Here is a 21,466-nt window from a genome sequence, read left to right as displayed (position 1 = left end):
TTAATAACCGGGGTTTTGAATTAACTTCTGACTTTTCTGGATCTCTCCGTTCGGGATCTCTTCGTAGTACCAGCGCACATCAAAAGTATAACGCACGTTACGCTCATCCGTCCGGGCATCAAAAAAATACTTTTTATCGTTTGCCGAATAAAATGGCATCAGTACCCGGTAAATGGTAGAGTTTTGCTCGATATCCGCAGTTCTCCATCTCCTCATATCCCACCAGATCTTGTTCTCAAACCCAAGCTCTTTTCTTCTTTCCTTACGCACTACATTCACGCTTGACAGATCGCCGGGGCCTGCAAGTAAGGTAGCGCCCGCTCTTTCACGAATCTGGTTAATATCCAGGAAAGCATCCTGCAGGTAATCCTTATCATTCTGCCCCAAAGCGTTCAGCTCGTAGGCGGCTTCGGCACGGTTAAGCAATACTTCGGCGTAGCGCATTTCTATAAATGTTTGGTCAGACCGGTTCTCCAGCACTTCTGATGTCGGTTTATCCGGAACCAGGTACTTACGGACAGAAAAACCCGATATAGCGCAGGTACCATCGCCGGTGAACACGCCGCTTAAGCCTGCAGGGTTCATGGTTGTACCATCGGGCAATTTGTAGGGTGTTTGGTTGGCGTTGGATGACTGTACAATATTTGCCGTTGGATAATTTGATGTAGAACCCGGGGCTAAAAGCGGACTGATACCACCTGCCGAACTACCGGTATAAATACCGCGGCGGATCTCGATGCTCTGGCCCTTAAACTGATCGCCGGGCAAAATTACGGTTGCTCTTAGTCTTGGTTCAGCGTTGGCAAACAGATCCATGGTGTTGGCGTACAGGTCATACTCGCCCGATGTTGTTGTCCTGAGCGTTCCGTCGGCATTTTTAGGGAGGCCGTCAAACAGTTCTACATAATTCAAAGTAGGGTTTACTTCAGATGAGTAGCCGTTACCGCCCATTAACTGGCGGGGAACGTTATAAGCATCGTAGCCGTGAACAGATTCGGGGTAGTGGTACTGTTTTACAAAAATGTTCTCCGGGCTGCTTTCATCAAAAAACATGTTCACATAGTTTTGAAACTGCGCTTCTTTATCACCGGCGGCCCATACCTTTTTGTAAAGGCTGTATTTGGGCGCCACCAGCAGGGCGGCATCGTAAGCAGCTTTAAAATAGGTTACCGCTTTGCTCGATGGGATCCCGCAAACGCGGTTTCCGGCACCATCAGATAGTGTGGTAGTGTTGTATTTAGCAATAGAACCCGCGTAAAGCATAGCGCGCGATTTAAATGCAGCGGCAGCATACTTATTGGCGCGACCGGCCTGGTTAGATTCTGAAAGGTTTGCGTACGCAAAATCGAGGTCGGCAGCAACAAAATCGTAAACCGCCTCTTCGGATGCACGGGCCATATTCAGGTCGTCGATATTACCGGTTGGGTACTCCAGCACTTTATCCACTATCGGCACACCGCCGTAACGTTTTACCAGCGCAAAGTAGGTAAGCGCACGAATAAAGCGTGCCTCGCCCAGCCATGAATTTACCTGCGCAGGCGTATAGGTGCCGGCATACTTTGGCATATTCTCAATAAAGTAATTCGCATCCCTTATCAGCTTGTAGCAATCGCCCCATGGCGATTCGCCTACGTTTTCCTGCATGGCGCCGTTCTGGTCGCGACTTAAAGCCTCGCCGGTAACAGCAGGGAAGGGGCTGATGATCCAGAAGAAATTTAACCCGCGCTGTGGCGAATACCTGAAATCTTCGATAGGCAGTTCGCTATAAATGCGCGCCATGTAGGCCTGGATCCCGCCCGTGCTGGTAAATACATCCTTATCCTGGATAATGTTGATAGGGGGTACGTCGAGCTTTTTACATGCTGTTGTCCAGCAAACCAAAAAGCATATGATGATATATATATTCTTTTTCATGTTGATGATTCTTATAACTTAACATTTACGCCCAGTGAATACGTTTTGTTGAGTGGGTACAGGTACCCGTAAGTGCTGGATGGGTGCTCCGGATCGAGGTATTTTACCCCGGTAAAGGTTAGCAGGTTGTAGCCGGTAACAAAGATCCTCGCTCCTTTGATGCCTATCTTTTTGGCAAAGCCCGATGAAAGGCTATAGCCCAGTTCAGCAGATTTCAACCTCAGGTACCGGGCGTTTTGGATATTAAACATCGAGTTTACATCGGCCGTGGTACCGGTTAGCGCATAGTTGCCCGGGATCCAAACGGTGTTGGGGTTGTATGGATCGGCATTAGGATCGGCAGGGTGATACCTGTCCAGGAACATGGTAAGCGCGCTGCCTCCGCCCCATAGCGGGATGTTTAATTGCTCGAAATAAGACACCGTTACGCCGGTAGCGCCCTGCCACACGGTATTAAAATCGAAGCCTTTATACGAGCCGCCAAGTGTTAAACCAAATGTGGTTAATGGTGCGCTGTTATAAGCAATTGGGTGCACATCATCGCCGTTGATCTGGCCGTCGCCGTTCCAGTCCTCGTAAACATAATCGCCTACCACCGCATTACGCGACACGAACTGCCCGCTGTTGAGGATATCCTGGTAATTGGTATAGCGCCCGTCGGCACCAAGACCCCAGTAGATATTATCCCAGCGGTTATTTTGGTTGTTATGCCAGTTAAGCTGCGAGTTGCCAAAGGCTGCCTGCACTACGGTACGCCTCATGGTACGTGCATAGGCCAGGTTTCCCTTTAAAAAGTAATTAAACGCACCAACATGGTTGCGGTGGCTTAGTTCTATTTCGAAACCCTGTGTACGGTCGCTATTTAAGTTCTCCTGCGGAAGATCGGCACCGACAACGCTTGGCAAGTTTAGGATCTGCGTACCCAGCAAGCCGTTCCTGTCGCGGCGAAAAGCGTTAAAGGTTGCGCCTAACAAACCGTTCCATGCCTCAAGGTCTACACCGATGTTATACGTTTCGGCATTGAACCAGGTGAGGTTAGGGTTTGCTATACCTAAATTTTGGGCACCGTTAACAAACTTCCCGTCGAAAACGGAGCCCGGTGGCAGTTGGTTGTTTGAACCATCGGCAGGGAAACGGTAACCGGTAAGGAACTGGTAAGCCAAGGCAGAATCATCACCCACTTTTCCGTACGAAACACGGAACTTCAGATCATTGATGAACGATAGTGCCGACCATTTTTTCCAGAAATCTTCCTGGGAGATCCTCCAGCCTAATGAACCTGCCGGGAAAAAGCCCCAGCGCTTAAGTGGCGAAAACCTGGAAGAACCATCATTACGGAAACTGAACTCCGCCAAGTATTTTGATTTGTAGTTGTAGTTGATACGGCCAACTATCGATTTATTGGTGTAATTATAAATATCGCCCGAGTTGGATGAACCCAATTGGTTTTCGCTGCTTCCTGAGAAAAGCTGGTCAACCGCCAGGGAAAGTTCGCGCTGTGCATAAAAATTATCCTGCTGGCGGTTATTCTCTTCGTACAGCAATAAGCCGGTAAAGCTATGGTTGCCAAAAGTACGATCGTAGTTTAAAGAAAGCTGTGTTAAAGTACCCGGGCGTTCAAAAAACTCGCGGCGGAAAGTAGCCGGGGTTTGGTTTGGCACTGCCGAGTAGCTATCCGAGTTTGCATCGTAGTTGTACTGGTTGTACGATTTCTGATAGATGCGGTTGCTGGAGCTATAATAATCGTAGCTAAACAATCCTTTCGCGCTTAAACCCGGAACAAAGGGTATGCTATAAGTTGCTGAGACCTGCGATTGAAACCATTTATTGTTATACACCCGGTAGCCGTTGATATTGGCATCCGATAAAGCAACGGGGTTAGAGCCGTCAACCTGGCCCACGTTCAGGTAATCGGGATTGTTGTTGGCATAAATAGATTGTGTTGGCACCTGCCTCCAAAACGACCTGATGATCCACCAGGCATCCTGGTACGGCTGGTTCTTTTGGTCCATGGTGCCGTTGATGTTGAGGTCTACCGTAAGGTTTTTGGTGATATGGGTAGTTAAATTCGAGCGCAGGTTGTAGCGCTTGTAGTTAAGATCGCCACTGCGCAGGAAACCGTCCTGCTGGGTAATACCCGCGCTGATGAAGTAGTTGGTATTTTCGTTACCGCCCATCGCGTTCAAGTTATGCTGCGATTGCGGTACGCTGTTTTTAATCACCGGAGTGTACCAATCTGTAGTGGTGCGGGTGCCGTTAGCGTAAGCATCAAAATCGGCTTGCGAATATTTTACCTGCCCGCCGTTTACGTTATGCAATAATTGCTCGTTCACCAGCGTCATGTAATCTATCGCGCCTACCGGTTTCGGTAAACCCGATGGTACCTGGAAACCGTAAGTGCCCGAGTAGTTTAACTCAAGTGAGCCCTTTTTTCCTTTCTTGGTGGTTACCAATACCACACCGTTTGCCGCGCGTACACCATATATGGCCGCGGCTGCATCCTTCAGTACCGATACGCTCTCGATATCGTTTGGATCGAGCCGGGTGATGTTATCGCGCGGAACGCCATCAATGATCACCAAGGGGTCGCCAAAGCCGCGGATGCTAAATGAATTGTCGAATGAACCAGGTTCGGCCGAGTTTTGTGTTACACGCAAGCCGGCAACTTTACCGGTAAGCGAGTTGAGGACGTTCTCGTTTTTGGTGGTTATTATCTCGCTGCTGTTTACGGTAGCGACAGAGCCTGTTACGGTAACCTTTTTTTGCGTACCGTAACCCACCACCACCACTTCATTAAGTGTTGACGATGCCTGCGTTAAAGTAACATTAACTGATGGTTGGTTGCCAATTACAACTTCCTGCGTGGCATAACCCAGGAAAGAGAACTGGAGTGTTTGGCCCGAATTTACGGCGATGGAGTACTTTCCGTTTACATCGGTAACAGAGGCTGTACCCGTCTCCTTTACTTTTACGGTTACCCCGGGTAATACCCCCGCATTGTCTGATACCGTACCGGTAATGGTTTTGGTTTGTGCGAAAGATGCGCTCCACATCAATACAAACAGCAGCGGCATTATACAACACTGCACCGCCCGCCTGATCTTCACACCATAGTGAATGCGATGGCATCCACCATAATTAGTAAAATTTTCACTCATAGGTTTATTGGTTTTAAACTGGTTTATTGCCGGTGATGAAGCCGCTGGTCAACGGCCGCATTTGGTTTACCGACGAGCAAGTATAGACGGGGAAGTATTAAAAGATGGGTTAAAAAAGGGGTTAATCCGGTCAAAAATTCATTAACCAGGCAAAAATTAACCCTAAAAATGTAGTATTGATTAAAGCGGCTGCTTTATTTACAGATCTTATCGAAATGGATGGGGTATTCGCCGCCGAGTGAGCGGGCGTAATCGGCAACAAATTCATCGTAGGCGCGCCTGGCAACATCAACACCCTTTATGCGGCGGAGTGCCTTGAGCTTGAATTTTAACGCGGTATCATTAAAGGGATCTATAGCCATTACAACACGGCATAGGTCGAGCGCCTTTTTGCGTTCGCCGCTATCATAGATCCGCCTGATTTCGGGGACGATGATCTGCAACAACGATTCTTCGAAGCCCACTTTGGTTTCATCTAACCAGGGTTCCTGTATATCGGGCAATAGTGCCCCGCGCGAAAAGAGGTCGAGCTGCGTGGCTAACAACTCGTCGGGTGTTAGCTGGCGTTGTTTAAGTTGTGTTATTGCATCCGCTACCGCAAAGTAATCGCAGAAAAAACCCTCCTGTAAAACAAAACAATAGGTATCGTTCACAAAGCTGAGTTCGACGCCATCTATATCTGCAATGATGTTTCGCAGATGGTTAATGGTTACCCCTCTGATGTTCTTTGTTTTGGTAGCTTCCTTATCGGGCCAAAGCGTGGCGGAGATCTTTTTGGATACCACACCATTCCCGTCGCGGCTGTTCAACAAAACGAGGATGAACAGCTGCTTTATTTTAGGGCTAAACATGTAAGAGATATCCCTGCCGGTTTTATCAAATACCGCGAAATCACCCAGGATGTAAACCGCGTTGGGTTTCTTTTCGGCCGCTTTCTTTGTATTGTAAACATCCTCCGGGAGTTCATTTTCATTGCCGCTCTCCAGCGCTTTTAACCGGCGCTTTCTAATCAGGTACCATATCGTAGTCCCGACAAGCGTTAAACCAATAAGCAGGTATTTAATATAGCGATTAAAACCCGCAGCGGCAGGCTGCTGCGAGGCCAGGTAAGCCGCCTGGCTAACCGGCGGGGCTGCCAATGTAAAAACACGTACGGTCGACCGGGTTGGTGATGTAAATTCCTGCGCGGTACAGATAAACTGGTCCTGCTTAGCGTCATAAAACAAGTTAAAATCGCTTTCTATTCGCTCGGAGGTAACAGGGATGGCGGCGCTCACTATTTCGTAAGAACCATCTTTTATTGAAAATTTGTAAAGCCGCAGGTTGGTTTTGGGTTTTTCGTGCGGGTAGCATAAAGCGTAAAAATATTTTTTGTCTTTAGACAGGATCAGGTTGTTGGCCGATACGAAAGGTTCTTCATTCGGCTTTATTTCCCAGCATTTTTTTATGGTACGGGTAGTTAGGTTAACCCAGTATAAGTCGTAATAGTGGGTACCGCCAACTATCTGGTTGCCCGATTGGTTGCCGTACCCACCAAAAATGTAAACCTCGTTATGTTCATCGGCCTGGCTGCTGCCCGAAAAAAAACGTGGCGAGATGGTATCGCCTTTAAAGGCTACGTTTTCCCATTTATCGGCATCCTCGTTATACCTAAAAAAATCTTTATGGTACGAGAAGGATCCGTAGCCGCCAAACAGGTAAATATTTTGCTGGTCTTTATCAAAAAAAACATTATGGTGGTGCCGTTGATCTTTAATAAAGCCTTTGCCTATATCCTCCCATGTCAACGTTGCCAGATCGAATGCAGCTATACTGCGGGAGGTATCGGGCGGCAGCACCTCGTATACATAACATTTGTTTAGCCGGGTATTAATAACACTCTTGGCCAGCAAAAGTACCATCGGCAACCTGTTTTTAAATGGTTGTATCTCGATGCGGTCTTTGGGCAAATCATACGTCAGCAACGAATCTCTTTTAAAAACAAAAAGCTGCTGCCTGGCTGCGTCAAAGTTTAGCCCGGCTACGTCGAAAAAGGTTTTGTTAAACTTCGGCATCCAGGAATACGATTCGTTGATCAACCACGCCGGGTGATCTACGTAGCCGAACGCTTCTCCCTCGTCATTATGTACGTCGTTGCCCTTCCATTCTTCCAACGGGAAAAAGTATCGATCATCCGTATTGCCTACAACCAGGTTTTTTATAGCCATTTTCGGCACATCAGAATAATGCGGATTTTTACCAAAGGTAATCTTCGGCGTAATTTTATCCTCGAAACCAAAATCCTTCGCCCGGTAGCGTTTGCCGTTCACCAAAAATTCTACTGTATTTTCCGCGAGATTAATATCCACCTTAACCGGCATCCATTTACGTTTCTTAAGCTGGGCAAGGTTTAGCGGGATCTCAATTTTGTTGCTTTTGCTATCGATATTAAAATTCAGCGCCGGCGACCCGTTGTGATTAAAAATGTAGGTAAGGCTGTAAGAATTGTTGCGGGTATCGGTAATATTAAACACATAACCCAGGTGGTCGTTATCCCATAACGACAGATCGAAACTAATGATTAAATGGTTGCGAAAGGTTGGTACATTATCGGCAAACACAACATAGGAGGTGCGTTTGCTCATTAAGCTGTCGTTAGAGTTGAATTGCAAACCCTGGGCGCTTCCCTGCACCGTTATTAGGGCGAATAACAAAAAGGCATAGCAATTTTTATATACTGCTTTAAAGGGCAATAAATATTTACTAAGCATTTTCATTTTGGCAGGCACAGGGGGTAGTTAGATCTAAACAAAGTATGCAAATTTAGCTTTTTTCATCGCCAAAACGCGGGCGATTTATTAACGTGCAGGGAAATCATTTTTAGAGTTTTCGCAGGCTTATTCGGTAATCATTTGTTTAAAATCACAATGTTCGGGCTTGTTCGGGCTGTTCGCGCTCCATGTCGAACGCGAACAAGCCTAAAAGTAATTGAAATTATTGCCAAAACCCGTACTGTTAGTGGCGGTATCAGGGGTAATTGCTCTGCACCGATCTGCCCAAACTATAGCGAGGCTCGCCTGGTATAATAAAAGGGCACTTCGGTTTTTCTTTTTTCGCTTTCCAATATCATACTTGCGGCTACGGCGCCCATGTACTTAAAATCGGTTGAGATGGTGGTGATACCGTTGAGCAGTACCTTTTTCAGAGGAGTTTCATTATAAGATATAACGCCCACATCTTTACCCGTTTTAAACTTGTACTCTAAAATGCGCTCCAGCAATATCACCAGGTCGTCTTCCATCAGGTTAATGAAAACTTCCCCTTTATTTATCGGGGCGTTGGTTATATTATTGATCACTTCGTGGTTAAAGGCGTATTGCTGGCAAAAGCGCTTAAACCCGCTGATGATCTCTACCGGGAAATACGTTTGCTCGGGGAAGATCAGTTTAATGGTATGATATTTACTTAACTGCGTACGTGCCTGGTAAAGCGCGTTGTAAATATCCTTCTCAAAGTTTTCATACACCACGCTGTATTCGCCGGTTATGCCGGGGATATTCTTATCCAGCAATATTAGCTTATCCTTGGGTATAGCGTTGATCACTTCGTTGGCGTTCTCACCGCCTTCTATAAAATGAGGAATGATCACATAATGAGAATAATCCTCCCCCTGCTTAGATTGCAACAGCTTTTTAAACAGGTTGAAATCGTTGTTATAAATATAAAAATCGATAGCCACATCGTCTCCCAGGGCAGCAACCAACGAATCGTAGATGATCTTTTTGTGCGCGCTCAGCTTGTTAAACAACAAAAATATTTTTAGTTTCTGCCGGAAATCGAGGCTGGAGATGCAATACCCTTTGCCCGGAAAAGAGGTAACCACCCCGATTTTTTTTAAGTGCCGGTAGCTTTTATGGATAGTATCTCTCGAGATGTCAAACTGGTAGCTCAGTTCGTTAATAGAAGGAAGAAGGTCGTCCTTTTTAATAACGCCGGCTTCCAGCGCGTTGATGATAGAATTGGCTAATTGTAAATATTTTGGCGTTGCGGAATATTCGTCAATCCTGATAAAATCATAAAGGGTACGCTGCTTCATGAAATAGTAATTAGATCATATTTCTTGTAAAGCACATATTTACGGATATTTCGTGCATCCACCAACAACATCATTCAAAAACGCCTTGCGATCATAGCGCTATAGCCTCGCCCGCCGAGTAATATTTTAATTCGATGATATCGCTGGGGATCGGTTTGGTGTTCCATTCTTTATGGATGCTTAACGCAGCACCAACGGCAGAAGCCTGGGCCATCGACGCGGCAAAGGTTTCCATATTTTGAAAAGAAGAAGCCAGTAAATGCATGTAGATGCTGTTTTTACTAAAGCCGCCGTCTACAAAGATCCTTTTTACCGGTGTGTTGTTCAACACCAGCTTTGTAGATTCTACCTGCAGGCTTATCAGGTCGAGGATCAATTGGTGATAAGCTTCCACGTCGTTGCCAAATGCCGACAAGTCCCTTGATGTAAATACCGATTCCTTGGCAAACCCTGTTTCTTGTGCGTGGATGTTTTGTTTTTTAAGCTTCAGCATCACTTCAGGATCGAAAGGCAGGTTCCTGAATTTGATGGCATCCTGGTTAAAATGGGCGGCTATTCTTTTTACCTGCTGTTCGTGCTCAAACCCGGAAAATAACCGCGAGGCCTTTACGTGCTTCCCCTTGTACTGGATGTAAAAAAGGCAATCTTTATCCAGTTCGTCCGCAGTCAGCGCCGATTGGTTAAAGGGGTTTAAACTGATGCACCAGGTGCCTGTTGAAATCAGAATAAAGGGCTCGCTAAAATTCACCAGGTAGGGTATAAGTGCCGCCGAACTATCGTGCAGGCCTACGCCTACCTTATAGTTATTACCCGGGAACAAGGCCGGCAAAGCCTTATCCGCTGCGGCTATGGGGGCGAGTTTTAAGGCCAGCCCTTCCCGCTGCACCCATTCGTGGTAGCAGTCGTTCGCAAAATCCCACAGCGCGGTGTGGCAACCTATGCTGGTAAGATCGGAATAATATTGGCCCGAAAGGAGAAAACTTAAATACTGGGGCAGATGCAGTGCATATTTTATTTGTTTGTACAATTCGGGCTTTTCATGCTTGATGCGGTAAAGCTGTAGGCCAGAATTTAAGTTTCCCAAAATAGGAGAAGCGGTTTCAGTACTGAACCGAAGCTCGCCGCCATAAGTTGAATAAAAATTATTGCTGAGGCTCTCCGGGTAAGGTTTAAGGTAATTATACAGGGGCGCTACCGCCTGGCCGGATTCATCTAAGTAAACAAAGCTTGCGCCATACGCGGAAAAGTTAACCGCTTTTACCTTAAATTCCTTTAATCTGAAAATTTCGCTCAACGAGTCGAATACCGACAAGCGCAGGCTCTGCAGGTTTTCGCAAGCGAAGCCGTCCTCATCAACCGTTTCTATAAACCGCGCGGTTTTTTCAAATACGATGTGGTAGTCCTGGTCAAATAAGAACAGCTTTTTATTGGTCTTACCTACATCAAATATGGCTATGACGGGTATGGCGTTCATCATATCTACAATCCCGTAGCTACGGTTTTTAAACCACGCTCGCTTATCAGGTGTTCGCGGATGCTTAACGTTCTATAGGCATTCACCGGGTCTAACGCGCCGCCGTTTCGCAGGCTGGCTTCGGCAACCAGGGGCCTAACATCTGTGCGATAGGCTTGCTGTAAGATCTCCTGCGCCAAAACCACATCATTGTTGTTCTGCGCCGCCGTTAATGCCGTTTTATCTACTATCAGCGCCTGAGCATAAGCAATTTTAATGGCCTGTACCGACTGCAGCAGATCTTCTACCGGGTCCTTAACATTATGCGAAGCATCTATCATCCAGCCCAGGCCCGTCGCGTGGTTCATCCCTCTTGCATCCATACCCTCTACCAGTTCGTTAAATATCAGGAACAGCTGGTAAGGGTTAATGCTGCCTACAGTAAGGTCGTCGTCGCCGTATTTAGAATCGTTGAAATGGAAGCCTGCAAGTTTATTCTCCATCAGCAATATAGATACGATCTGCTCGATATTGGTGCCCTGCAGATGATGCCCCAGATCCACCAGCGTACTCGCCTTTGGACCAAGTTTGGATGCCAACAGGTAAGATTGGCCCCAATCGCCGATAGTAGTGGAGTAGAAGTTTGGTTCGTAAGGTTTGTATTCTACCCAAACTTTCCAATCATCGGGCAAGGCTTCGTAAATCTCCTGCAGGCTTTCCAGCGTGTTTTGAAACGCCTTGCGGAAGTTTAACTGCCCGGGAAAATTGGAGCCATCCGATAACCAAACCGAGAGTGCCTTTGAATTAAGCTGCACACCGTATTTGATCACCTCGATATTATGCTCAATGGCCTGCTTGCGCACCGCCTTATCGGTATGATGCAGCGAACCAAACTTGTAGCTCAGCTTTTGATCTTTCTGATCCTGGAAGGTGTTTGAGTTTACGGCATCAAAATGTAAACCGTGCTGCGCCGCCAGTGCATTCATCGCCGCGGCATTCTCCGGGATATCCCAGGGGATGTGCAGGGAAATAGAGTTGCTCGACTTGTTTAAGGCATGTATCACACCTACATCAGCTATCTTTTCTTCCAGGCTGCGCGGCTCGCCACCGCCCGAAAAGCGACCAAAGCGGGTACCACCTGTGCCCAGGGCCCAGCTTGGTATGGCAACGTTAAAAGCGCCGAGCTTTTTCAGCACTTCCTCAACGTTCTCAACGTCGGTGGAAATATGCTCAAACTGCCTTGTATGCTTAGCGCTTAGCTGATGATTAAGCTCATCAACCTTGTGTTTCTCAATTTGCATTTGGTTATAATTTGGTTTAGCCGGTGGTTAGCCGGCTGTAATTTCAAAAATTTATGGGTATTATCTTACAAACCCCGCTGCAACGCCGCCATCTACGTTGATCACGTTCCCGGTTGATTTGCTGAGCAAGCCTCCGGTTAAGGCAAAACAGGCATTGGCAATATCCACAGGCAGGATCACCTCGTTAAGTAAGGTCCGTTTAGCGTAATAAGCAGGCAACTCGGCAACGGTAACGCCATAAGCCTTAGCACGGCCTTCGGCCCATCCGCCGGCCCATATATTGCTATCGCTTATTACCGCATCAGGGTTAATTACATTTACGCGGATATGATCGGCACCCAGCTCGGCGGCATTTAGCCTGCTTAGGTGCAGTTGTGCGGCTTTCGCACTGCCGTACCCGGCATTATTCGGGCCGCTTACTAAGGCATTTTTGCTTACGATGTTGATGATGTCTCCACCAATTGCTTGTTTTTTCATTACGGCAACTGCGGCCTGTGTAACAAAAAACTGCCCTTTTACCAGTACGTCGTATAGCAGGTCCCAATCCTTTTCGGTATGGTCGCCTATGGTTTTTGAGATGGATAGGCCGGCGTTGTTAACAACCAGGTCAACACCTCCAAAGGCCAGTATGGCGGTGGCTATCGCATCCTGGATCTGGCTTTCGCTGGTAACATCCAGCGAGGCAGTTGTGCAGGCATCTTTACCAAATTGTTTTACAAACTCGTCGTAAGCGCCGGCTAAACGCTCGGCGTTCATATCGTTTAAGATGACAACCGCGCCCTCTTCTGCAAACTTTTTAGCGATGGCCTTACCAATGCCGCCGGCGCTGCCGGTCACCAAAGCAACACGGCCGGATAAGGCCTTCGGCTTGGGCATACGCTGTAGTTTTGCTTCTTCCAGCAACCAGTATTCGATATCAAAGGCTTCCTGGCGTGGCAGGGAGGTGTATTCCGAGATCGCTTCGGCACCCTTCATCACATTGATAGCATTGATGTAAAACTCCGCGGCAACTCTTGCTGTTTGTTTATCCTTAGCAAAAGTGAACATTCCCACGCCCGGGTACAATATTACCACCGGGTTGGCATCGCGGATGCCGGGACTGTTGGGGTGTTTACAAGTGTTATAATAATCCTCGTACATTTTGCGGTATTCCTCAAATGCAGGGCTAAGCTTTTCTTTTATGGCGGTAACATCGCCCAGGTCTTCACCCGGTGCAAGCGTTAAAACCAGCGGACTGATCTTGGTACGCAAAAAGTGATCGGGGCAGCTGGTACCCATCGGGGCTAAGCGGTCCAGGTCGTTAGAGTTAATGTATTCCAGTACTCTTGCATCATCGGTGTAATGGCCAATCATCTGCGTTTTAGAGGAGCAGAAACCACGCAGTATCGGCGCCAGGGCAACCGCTTGCTTTTTACGGTCGGCTTCGGGCAGGCTTTCAATCTTTTGGCCGCCAAACACGCTGCCGTTTTTGGCATAGCTTTGTTCCAGGTATTCGGCACATTTTTCTATCACTTCCAGGGTGTTGATATAGCTTTCATAAGCGGTATCTCCCCAGGTAAACAGGCCATGCGAACCCAGCATAATGCCGCAGATGCCGGGGTTATTATCCAGGCATTCTTTCAGCTGCAACCCGAGGTCGAAACCGGGGCGCTGCCAGCCTACCCAGCCAATGGTGCCTCCGAATAATTCCTCGGTGATCTTTTGTCCATTCTTTGCTGCCGCGATAGCAATGGCGGCATCGGGGTGCAGGTGGTCGATATGTTTAAATGGCAAAAAGCCATGAAGTGGAGTATCTATCGATGGCGCTTTAGAGTCAAGATCGAAAATGCTATGATTAAATAAGGCCACCATTTCGTCTTCAAATTCAATACCACGGTAAACATTGGTTAGGCTTCTTAAACGATCGACATATAGCGCAGCAAGGCCGCTTTTTTTCAAGGTGCCGATATCCCCGCCCGAACCTTTTATCCACATCACTTCTACTTCTTTTCCTGTCAGTGGGTCTTTATCCAGCACCTTGCAGGAGGTATTTCCTCCACCATAGTTAGTAAGCCGCAGATCGGCACCAAGCAGGTTAGAGCGGTATATTAACAGGGCTACTTCGTCGCCGGCCAGTTCTGCAGCCTTAGCATCATCCCATAAGTAGCTTACGTGTTTAAATTGTGTAGTATCTACAGACATATCTTCAATTGTTATATTTTATTATTACTTAAGTCGCCCATCGTTTTTGGGATCATCGGGTTAATGCTTCGAATTTAGTTAACCAATATTTTCAAACTGTTATGCACTGTGTTGAGCAACTCGGCCTTCAGGCGGTTCAGCATTCAAAATCAGGCTTTAATAGAATTACCATAGCCAACAATCAATATAGAAATGATGATGGTTACGATCCCTGCAATCACCGTTGTTAAAGCTTTTCTACTCACACCCTTCCATTCCCTTAATACCAATCCCCAGCCATTGGCTACCAGTATGATGAACGCCATGTGCAATATCCACGAGCTTGCGCCATTGCCCAACTTGCTTTCGCCCATGCCATAAAAAAAGAATTGCAGGAACCAGGTGGTGCCGGCTAAAGCCGAGAAGATATAGTTTTTTAACAGTGGCGTTTTGCTGTCGGTATAGTTACCAAATGTTTTATTGCGGGCGTTCAATATCATACACCATATAAAGTTGGTAGTTAAACCGCCCCAAAGGATCACTATATAAGTAACGTTGTTTTTATACAGGAAATTTGCATTATCAGTAATGTGGTTGGCTGTTCGCCAGGCTGCGTTTGCCGCGTTGGCCATATCTGCACCGGCATCAATACCAAAAGCAAAACAAGCGCTTAATACCCCGGATATAATGGCAACGGTTATACCCAGGCCAAAGCGGTACTCTTTATTTTCGTTAACTACAGCGCCCTCTTTGTTCAGGTCGCGTTCTTTTAAAGTACCGGCACGGCCGCAGATAATAATACCAATAACGCAGACGAGGATGCCCAATAAAACCATTTGTCCCCAATGGGTTGAAGCAAGCGTACCGATGCTGTCTTTACCGGCCGTTGGTGAGAATTGGTAAAAAACAGCGGGCACCAAAGCTCCGAATACTGAGCACAGGCCTAATATGATGGTACTGCCCAACGATACGCCTAAGTAACGAACGCCCAAACCATAGGTTAAGCCGCCTATGCCCCATAATAAACCAAAGAAATAGGTTAAACCCAGGATGCCGCCGTTGGTAGCTTTGATGATTTCCACAAAATGCGGAACGGTTAACCATGCCGCTACGGGCGGTACAATAAGCCAGGAGAAAATGCCGCCGACAATCCAGAAGCTTTCCCAAGCCCAGCCCTTTACTTTTTTATAAGGTATGTAAAAACTGCCCGAGGCAAAACCACCGATAAAATGGAATATGATCCCAAATATTGCTTGCATGAAAATTAGGTTAATTGGTAAATAACAATGCTAAGCTAAGTAACCGAAATTTGATAACTGTTATGCACTGTATTGGCAGCGAAAATATTTTTACTATCTGAGCAGGGTAACATAGCCCGACACGATGTTTTTTACATTTTCGGGGTTGATGACGTAATAGTAAACGCCGGTTGGCAGGTTGGCGCCTTTGTATTTCCCGTCCCAGGGGGTTTTGTAGCCAATGGCGGTAAAAACATTTGTACCGTACCTGTTAAATATATTCACCCTGCATTTTGGGAAAGCCGCTAATGCGGGTAGGTTCCAGGTATCGTTTACGCCATCGTTGTTTGGCGAAAAGGTGTTGGGGATAACGAGTTCAGCAGGCGGTACAACAGGGGCGGGTGATATGGTAAGCGTGCCCGGCACATATGCTATTGTGTAATTATTGGCGATAGCGCTGCTTGCCGTAATAGGGTAACTGCCGACAGCCGATGCAGCAGTTGCCGTTGTTGTAAGTACGGGCAATGTTGTTAGCTGCGCTTCATCCTCATTATTTACAAAACCTGTGTAATGGTAGGTAAATACGGGATTAGCCTCACCGTATACCCTTGTTTTATCATCAGCAATAATAGTTAAAGCTGCCCGCCCGATTGAGATATGGCCCGCGATATAGGTAATAGAATAATTGCCCGCGTTAAAAGTTCCCCCGGTTGGTAAAGAGCCATTAATAGCATCGGCATACACACCAACCGGTGAGTTGGCCGATGCCGCATCCGGGATGTATGTTGTAGTGATACTACCTACCGACTCTCCATTTTGCAAACCCTGCGGTATAAAAAGAGTGGATGCCGAGCTACCCGCTATGGCATCGCCGTACGTTTTATTAACATTTGTAATATAAATAGTTAAAAGTGCCGGGGTTACCGTACTATTAGGCATGGTTATGGTAACGGGTGCCGCGCCTGCACTATTCAATAAAACATTGCCGCTATAGGTTCCTACAGGTGTTAGTTTTGATAATCTTATATAAATAGGGATATTATTAAAGCCGCCCGATCCTCCTACTCCCGTGATATTGTTAAATGTAATGTTATCGCCGCTTACCTCAAAGCCCAGCGGAGCGGTTATGTTAACAACATTAGTTAGGTTGGTGCCCGATAAGTTAAAGGTTGTTGCGTTAGATGGGGTACCATAAATGGTATTAACCGGCGACAATGGACCGGTAACGGTGATGGCAGGGGCGGGCGCCGCGCCAACCGTAATATTTGCCGGCACATATCTTATATCGTAGTTAGATGGAGAGAATGTCCCGCCCGCAGCATTAGACGCTGTTACCGATCCTGAATATACACCCGTCGGCGCTGTCGCTGCCGCCCCTGTACCGTAGGTTATCCGGACGCTTCCAACGGTTTCGGAATTTTTTATCCCGGTCTGGTCAAAGTCCGTAGCAGCCGGCAAGTCAGTGAGAGTTGTACCGTATGGCTTGTCTATATTTTTTGCTGCAATGGTTAACGGCGCCGGGATTACAACCACATCAACAGGCATATATGTAAAAACGTAATTACCCGGCAGGTAACCGTTGCCACCGGTAAATGCCGATACGATCAACGATCCGCTATACATTCCTGCCGGTGAGTTGGCCGCCGCGCCTGCGCCAAATTTTAACTCCATTGAGTTAAATGTGTTACCATTCTTCAACCCAGCAGGATTAAACTTAACAATGGGGTCGTTATAATACAAAGTGTAATCTGTCAACACATCTCCGTAATATTTGCCGTAGTTGCCCGTAATAGTAACAGGGGCCGGGCCTATAATGCTGTTTGGCATTGGCACATTTACATTTGCAACTCCCGCGCCGCCGCTTAACACGATATTACCCGAATAGCTTGCGGCGTTATCCACAGATGTTAAACGTATATAAACCGTAGTGGATGCAATATCGCCCGCACTCCCTATTGTTACCGTACTGCTAAATGTGCTGTTATTGATACTTACCTCAAAACCGGGCGGAGGCGTTACCAAAATACCCGCGGGCAAATTAGTACCCGACACAGTAAAGCTGGTTGATGTTGAAGCAGTGCCAAAAACCGTATTAAGCGACGCGGGGGCACCCGATGCGGTGATAACAGGTACCTGCGGATTTACCGTAATGGTAAATGTTACCGGTGTACCACTGCATCCATTCCCTTTACTGATGGAATTATTATATAATATGGGGTTAGCGCCTACCGGCGCAGTAGCAATCAACGTATTTGTAAGGGTATTAATAACATGTATGGTGTTATTCCCATCGTCGGGTATGTAGATGCGGCTGCCATCGCTGCTAATGCTTGGAGGGCCCAACAACCCGGGAACCGGAATAGTTGCAACTACGCTATTATTGAGGGTATTAATAACCGAAACCGTTTGCGATATGTGGCCCACCGAGTATACAAATTTTCCGTCTGGAGTAATAACTGAACCCATGCTAAAGGCACCTACCGGTATTGTTTCCTCTATCGCCCAGGTTGATGTATTGATCACCGTAACCGTTCCGTCATACTCGCTTGGAACATATAAATGCTGGCCGTCGGCACTTAAAGATGGACCTAAAGGAAAGTTGCCTACCGGTACCGAAGTTACTAATGCATTGGTAGCAGTATTAATAACAACGACTTTATTTAATGCTGCGCTGGTAATATATAAGCGCGAGCCATCAAGGCTTAGCTGCATATCGGTAACATTGTTTATATTGCTTATCGTGGCTTCTATCAGGTTGGCTTGTGTGTTAATAACGGAAATATTGCCCGAAAAAAGGCTTGCTACATAGCAGTGTTTCCCATCCGGGCTAATTGCTGAAACTGACGGGGCCAGATCTACGGGTACTGTAGCAACTGCCGTGTTTGTAATAGTGCTGATGGCCGTAAGGTTATTTGAACCCGAATTTGATACATATATCCAGCTGCCGTCAGGTGACATCGACATGTAAACAGGGCTTTGCCCTACGGGAATAGTAGCTATAACAGTATTTGTGAGCCAGTCGATCACCGACACGCTATTTCCCCCTCCATTCATCACATAAATACGGGTACCATCAGGGCTAACTATGGTTCTGATCGGATTTTGCCCCACAGGTATAGTGGCCACAATACTGTTATCGCCCGAGTTAATTACAGATACGGAATTACCGTTGTTGTTGGCTGTATAAATAAAACCGGCAGGCACCGGCGTAACGGTAAACGTTGCTGTGATGGGGCTGCTACCCGTATTAATCGCTGCAAATGAGGGAATGTTTCCCATGCCGCTGGCGGGAATGCCTATGCCTGGCGTATTGCTGGTCCAGCTGAAAGCTTTGCCCGTACCTGTGAAATTGATCGGGGTTGTTAATTCTCCGTTGGATAGTATTTGGCCGGGCACCGCATCTACAGTAGGCAAAGCATTTACGGTTCCGTGTACAGCCACATCTTTTGTTGCAGCGCCCAGTGATGTTAGCTGTACATTGCCCGATATACTGCCTGTTCCCGCAGAGGTTGCGGAGCGAACATACAAGACACTATTCACCGCGCCGCCGGTTTGCACCAGTGTAACCGTATTACTGTACCCGTTATTAGCGGCTGCAGATACCTCAAAGTTTGCCGGAGCGGTCGCTGTGATACCGGCTGTTAAGCTACTGCCGGTAACAGTAAATTGCTGAATATTCGGGCTTATCGAAGGTGAGCCAACGCAGCCCGTAATAGTGCCCGAGGCCGTACCTGAGGCTATTGTTTGCGCCTGAATTTTTAAGGTGTAAAGGCTAAAAGCAAAAACCAAACTTATTATCAGTAAACATCGTCGCATTCCTCTGCCCGGGTAGATTTAAGTTTGGTGAATATAATAAAAGCCCGCAAATTCTTCTAAAAGTTTTCTACATTCTTATCAGCCTTAAAGGCAACAGTTTTCAAGCTATTTGCGAGTGCGTTACTGCGCATCTTACAAAAACAGGTTTGCAAAAAGCTGGCATAAAATAAAAAGTAAAATAAATTTGCGTAACCCACAAGTTACTTATACATTTGGGTAACTTAGAAGTTACCTATTATGGCAAAAATTATTAAACACCAATTTTTCTTCTCTCATCCAACCGAAACGGTTTGGGAGTACCTCACAAAGTCTGAACTCATGGCGCAATGGCTCATGAAAAACGATTTTCAACCCGTTGTGGGGCTCGATTTTCAGTTCAGGACAAATCCCATCCCCAGCCTGGATTTCGACGGCATCTTTTACTGCAAAGTGCTGGAGATCGTCCCCTTTAAAAAACTTTCCTATTCCTGGAAGAGTGGGCCGGGCGATGCTGTCATCACGCTCGATTCGGTAGTAGTATGGCGGTTACAACCAAAAGATAAAGGCACAGAAGTGTTTCTGGAGCACAGCGGTTTCGCAAAAAAAGAAAACCTGGACTTTTACAACGGCCTGCTTCATGGCTGGGTGGAGAAACTCCAAAATATCGAAAAACTTTTAACCGCTTAATAACATGCCCATACCAACACTTGATGCATTCCAGGTAATCGGCGACCCGAGCAGGAGGAAAATGCTGATGCTGCTTTCGGAAGATAGCCTCACTATCAACAGCCTGGCAGATAACTTCGATATGAGCCGCCCTGCCGTTTCAAAGCATATTAAGATCTTATACAGTGCCGGTTTTATTTCCATACAGGACATTGGCCGCGAACGGTATTGCACGTTGAAAAAGGATGGTTTTGAAGAACTGCAGGCCTGGATCTCTTATTTCGACGAGTTCTGGACATCGAAACTGAAAAAATTGGAAACTTTATTAAATAGCAAATTACCCAATTAAAAACAAACAACATGACTACGCCAGATTTTAACACTACTTTTTCGGTAGATCAAACCCCGGATACCGTATTCCATGCCATCAATAATGTTCGCGGATGGTGGTCTGAAAATATCAACGGCGGTACGGATAAACTCAACGATGAATTTACCTACGAGGTGAAGGACCTTCACCGCTGTACCATAAAGTTAACAGAAGTTGTGCCCAACAAAAAAGTTGTTTGGCTGGTGCTGGATAACTACTTCAGTTTTACAACAGACAAAACGGAGTGGATAGGCACACAGATCGAATTTGAGATCAGCGAAAACGGCGGCAAAACACAGGTTCATTTTACGCACCGCGGCTTAGTACCCAGTGATGAATGCTATGAGATCTGCTTCGATGCATGGACCGGCTATATTACCGGTAGCTTGCGTAACCTCATCACCAGCGGTAAGGGTGAGCCAAATCCCGGGGAAAATGCAACGGCATAATCAGGATTGATATTGAAGAGAGGGCGTTGCTCAGAGTAATGTGCCACTCACCATTTTAGCGGCCTTGCTCTTGGTGTTGTTTATTTGCCCGGCTTGGTATATTGAAAATCTTCCTTTTTGGTAAAATAGTTCAAGGCCAAAATCAAAACTATTGTAGTGGCAAACGTGATTTTCTGCATGATGGGCAAAAATTTAACATGGCCGGAGCCATACAGGTATAGTGTGGCATAATAAATCAAAAGGCAGCCAACACAAAGAAATTTAAAAATATGCAGCTTCGACTTTAAAACAAAAATTGTAATATAAAACATGCCTATCAGAAACATCGTACTTGATATCGTGATCATCGTATCGTGCAACGGAGTGGCTATTAAAGCTGTAAAAAACATACTGATACCCCCGATGTATTTGATGATTTTAGCGGCGCCCTTCGCCGGAATTCTCTTTGAAAATTCAACAAAGAATAGGGCAAAGCTTGCAGACAGAAAGATCATTCCCGCGATGGCCCAAAAACGGGATGCGTTGCCGGCACCATTAACTGCATTTTCACCAAAAAGATTACTTATATAGTTATTCTTCCAGTTGTACCCGATGGCGTTTTTGTCAGCCTGCGACCCACCGGGATAATACCATGTGGCTATCAGCAACAACGAGATAGAGATTGTTATCCCCAGCAGAATTGAATGTTTTTTTTGCATACTATATTGGGTTTTCAGGCGTCCGGCGCAAAAGTATTTCAATATCGCATTAAGCTTGGTGATTTGCAAAGGTATAAGCCTTTATTGCGCTTGTTCGCGTTCGACATGGGGCGCGAACAGCCCGAACAAGCCCGAACATTGTAATTTAAAACAAGTCACTACTGAATAAGCCTGTAAGAACTCTAAAAG

The 21,466-nt window shown here is 46.5% G+C and carries 13 protein-coding genes; 3 read left to right on the top strand and 10 right to left on the bottom strand.

Annotated elements, in window-relative coordinates; translation table 11 throughout:
• From IDJ77_RS07565 to IDJ77_RS07525, 9 genes are all read right to left on the bottom strand, one after another.
• On the bottom strand, window positions 1-1,914 hold the full coding sequence (locus tag IDJ77_RS07565; RefSeq protein ID WP_191188331.1) for a RagB/SusD family nutrient uptake outer membrane protein: 1,914 nt from the start codon (window positions 1,912-1,914) through the stop codon (window positions 1-3).
• 11 nt (window positions 1,915-1,925) lie between these two features.
• Window positions 1,926-5,072, bottom strand: a complete 3,147-nt coding sequence (locus IDJ77_RS07560; protein WP_191188330.1) for a SusC/RagA family TonB-linked outer membrane protein — start codon at window positions 5,070-5,072, stop codon at window positions 1,926-1,928.
• A gap of 194 nt (window positions 5,073-5,266) precedes the next feature.
• Window positions 5,267-7,828, bottom strand: a complete 2,562-nt coding sequence (locus tag IDJ77_RS07555) for a Kelch repeat-containing protein (RefSeq protein WP_191188329.1) — start codon at window positions 7,826-7,828, stop codon at window positions 5,267-5,269.
• Between the two features lie 284 nt (window positions 7,829-8,112).
• Window positions 8,113-9,147 (bottom strand): GntR family transcriptional regulator, encoded by a 1,035-nt coding sequence (locus tag IDJ77_RS07550; RefSeq protein ID WP_191188328.1) that lies wholly within the window; start codon window positions 9,145-9,147, stop codon window positions 8,113-8,115.
• Window positions 9,148-9,238: 91 nt separating this feature from the next.
• Window positions 9,239-10,624, bottom strand: coding sequence for an FGGY-family carbohydrate kinase (locus IDJ77_RS07545; protein WP_317174315.1), 1,386 nt, complete (start codon window positions 10,622-10,624; stop codon window positions 9,239-9,241).
• Between the two features lie 2 nt (window positions 10,625-10,626).
• On the bottom strand, window positions 10,627-11,901 hold the full coding sequence (locus tag IDJ77_RS07540) for a TIM barrel protein (RefSeq protein ID WP_191188327.1): 1,275 nt from the start codon (window positions 11,899-11,901) through the stop codon (window positions 10,627-10,629).
• A 60-nt stretch (window positions 11,902-11,961) separates the two neighbouring features.
• Window positions 11,962-14,082 (bottom strand): bifunctional aldolase/short-chain dehydrogenase, encoded by a 2,121-nt coding sequence (locus IDJ77_RS07535; RefSeq protein WP_191188326.1) that lies wholly within the window; start codon window positions 14,080-14,082, stop codon window positions 11,962-11,964.
• 149 nt (window positions 14,083-14,231) lie between these two features.
• Entirely contained in the window at window positions 14,232-15,320 is a 1,089-nt protein-coding gene (rhaT, locus tag IDJ77_RS07530) for an L-rhamnose/proton symporter RhaT (protein ID WP_191188325.1), read from the bottom strand.
• 93 nt (window positions 15,321-15,413) lie between these two features.
• Window positions 15,414-19,088 (bottom strand): MBG domain-containing protein, encoded by a 3,675-nt coding sequence (locus tag IDJ77_RS07525; RefSeq protein ID WP_191188324.1) that lies wholly within the window; start codon window positions 19,086-19,088, stop codon window positions 15,414-15,416.
• 264 nt (window positions 19,089-19,352) lie between these two features.
• Between IDJ77_RS07525 and IDJ77_RS07520 the strand changes: the two genes are divergently transcribed.
• The 3 genes from IDJ77_RS07520 to IDJ77_RS07510 are packed head-to-tail and all read left to right on the top strand — an operon-like array spanning window position 19,353 to window position 20,579.
• Window positions 19,353-19,781 carry an SRPBCC family protein gene (locus IDJ77_RS07520; RefSeq protein ID WP_191188323.1) on the top strand — a complete coding sequence of 143 codons (429 nt, stop codon included), beginning with the start codon at window positions 19,353-19,355 and terminating at the stop codon, window positions 19,779-19,781.
• A 4-nt stretch (window positions 19,782-19,785) separates the two neighbouring features.
• A complete protein-coding gene (locus IDJ77_RS07515) occupies window positions 19,786-20,109 on the top strand; it encodes an ArsR/SmtB family transcription factor (RefSeq protein WP_191188322.1) in 324 nt (107 codons plus the stop codon).
• An 11-nt stretch (window positions 20,110-20,120) separates the two neighbouring features.
• The gene (locus IDJ77_RS07510; protein ID WP_191188321.1) at window positions 20,121-20,579 is read left to right on the top strand and encodes an SRPBCC family protein; all 459 of its coding nucleotides are present in this window, start codon (window positions 20,121-20,123) and stop codon (window positions 20,577-20,579) included.
• A gap of 80 nt (window positions 20,580-20,659) precedes the next feature.
• Here IDJ77_RS07510 and IDJ77_RS07505 read toward each other — a convergent pair whose 3' ends face one another.
• Window positions 20,660-21,277: a hypothetical protein gene (locus IDJ77_RS07505; RefSeq protein ID WP_191188320.1), complete on the bottom strand. Its 618-nt coding sequence runs from the start codon at window positions 21,275-21,277 to the stop codon at window positions 20,660-20,662.
• Window positions 21,278-21,466: the final 189 nt, after the last annotated feature.

The sequence above is a fragment of the Mucilaginibacter pankratovii genome (assembly GCF_014773265.1).
In the GTDB taxonomy this organism is placed as follows: domain Bacteria; phylum Bacteroidota; class Bacteroidia; order Sphingobacteriales; family Sphingobacteriaceae; genus Mucilaginibacter; species Mucilaginibacter pankratovii.
Note: the sequence above shows the minus strand (reverse complement) of the source record. Positions and strands in the feature narration are given on the sequence as shown.

Excerpts from the sequence above, each read along its gene's own strand:
- IDJ77_RS07560 (WP_191188330.1), bottom strand. The coding sequence starts at position 5,072 with ATGAGTGAAAATTTTACTAATTATGGTGGATGCCATCGCATTCACTAT.
- IDJ77_RS07515 (WP_191188322.1), top strand. The coding sequence starts at position 19,786 with ATGCCCATACCAACACTTGATGCATTCCAGGTAATCGGCGACCCGAGC.
- IDJ77_RS07550 (WP_191188328.1), bottom strand. The coding sequence starts at position 9,147 with ATGAAGCAGCGTACCCTTTATGATTTTATCAGGATTGACGAATATTCC.
- IDJ77_RS07540 (WP_191188327.1), bottom strand. The coding sequence starts at position 11,901 with ATGCAAATTGAGAAACACAAGGTTGATGAGCTTAATCATCAGCTAAGC.
- IDJ77_RS07520 (WP_191188323.1), top strand. The coding sequence starts at position 19,353 with ATGGCAAAAATTATTAAACACCAATTTTTCTTCTCTCATCCAACCGAA.
- IDJ77_RS07555 (WP_191188329.1), bottom strand. The coding sequence starts at position 7,828 with ATGAAAATGCTTAGTAAATATTTATTGCCCTTTAAAGCAGTATATAAA.
- IDJ77_RS07545 (WP_317174315.1), bottom strand. The coding sequence starts at position 10,624 with ATGATGAACGCCATACCCGTCATAGCCATATTTGATGTAGGTAAGACC.
- IDJ77_RS07535 (WP_191188326.1), bottom strand. The coding sequence starts at position 14,082 with ATGTCTGTAGATACTACACAATTTAAACACGTAAGCTACTTATGGGAT.
- rhaT (WP_191188325.1), bottom strand. The coding sequence starts at position 15,320 with ATGCAAGCAATATTTGGGATCATATTCCATTTTATCGGTGGTTTTGCC.
- IDJ77_RS07510 (WP_191188321.1), top strand. The coding sequence starts at position 20,121 with ATGACTACGCCAGATTTTAACACTACTTTTTCGGTAGATCAAACCCCG.
- IDJ77_RS07565 (WP_191188331.1), bottom strand. The coding sequence starts at position 1,914 with ATGAAAAAGAATATATATATCATCATATGCTTTTTGGTTTGCTGGACA.
- IDJ77_RS07505 (WP_191188320.1), bottom strand. The coding sequence starts at position 21,277 with ATGCAAAAAAAACATTCAATTCTGCTGGGGATAACAATCTCTATCTCG.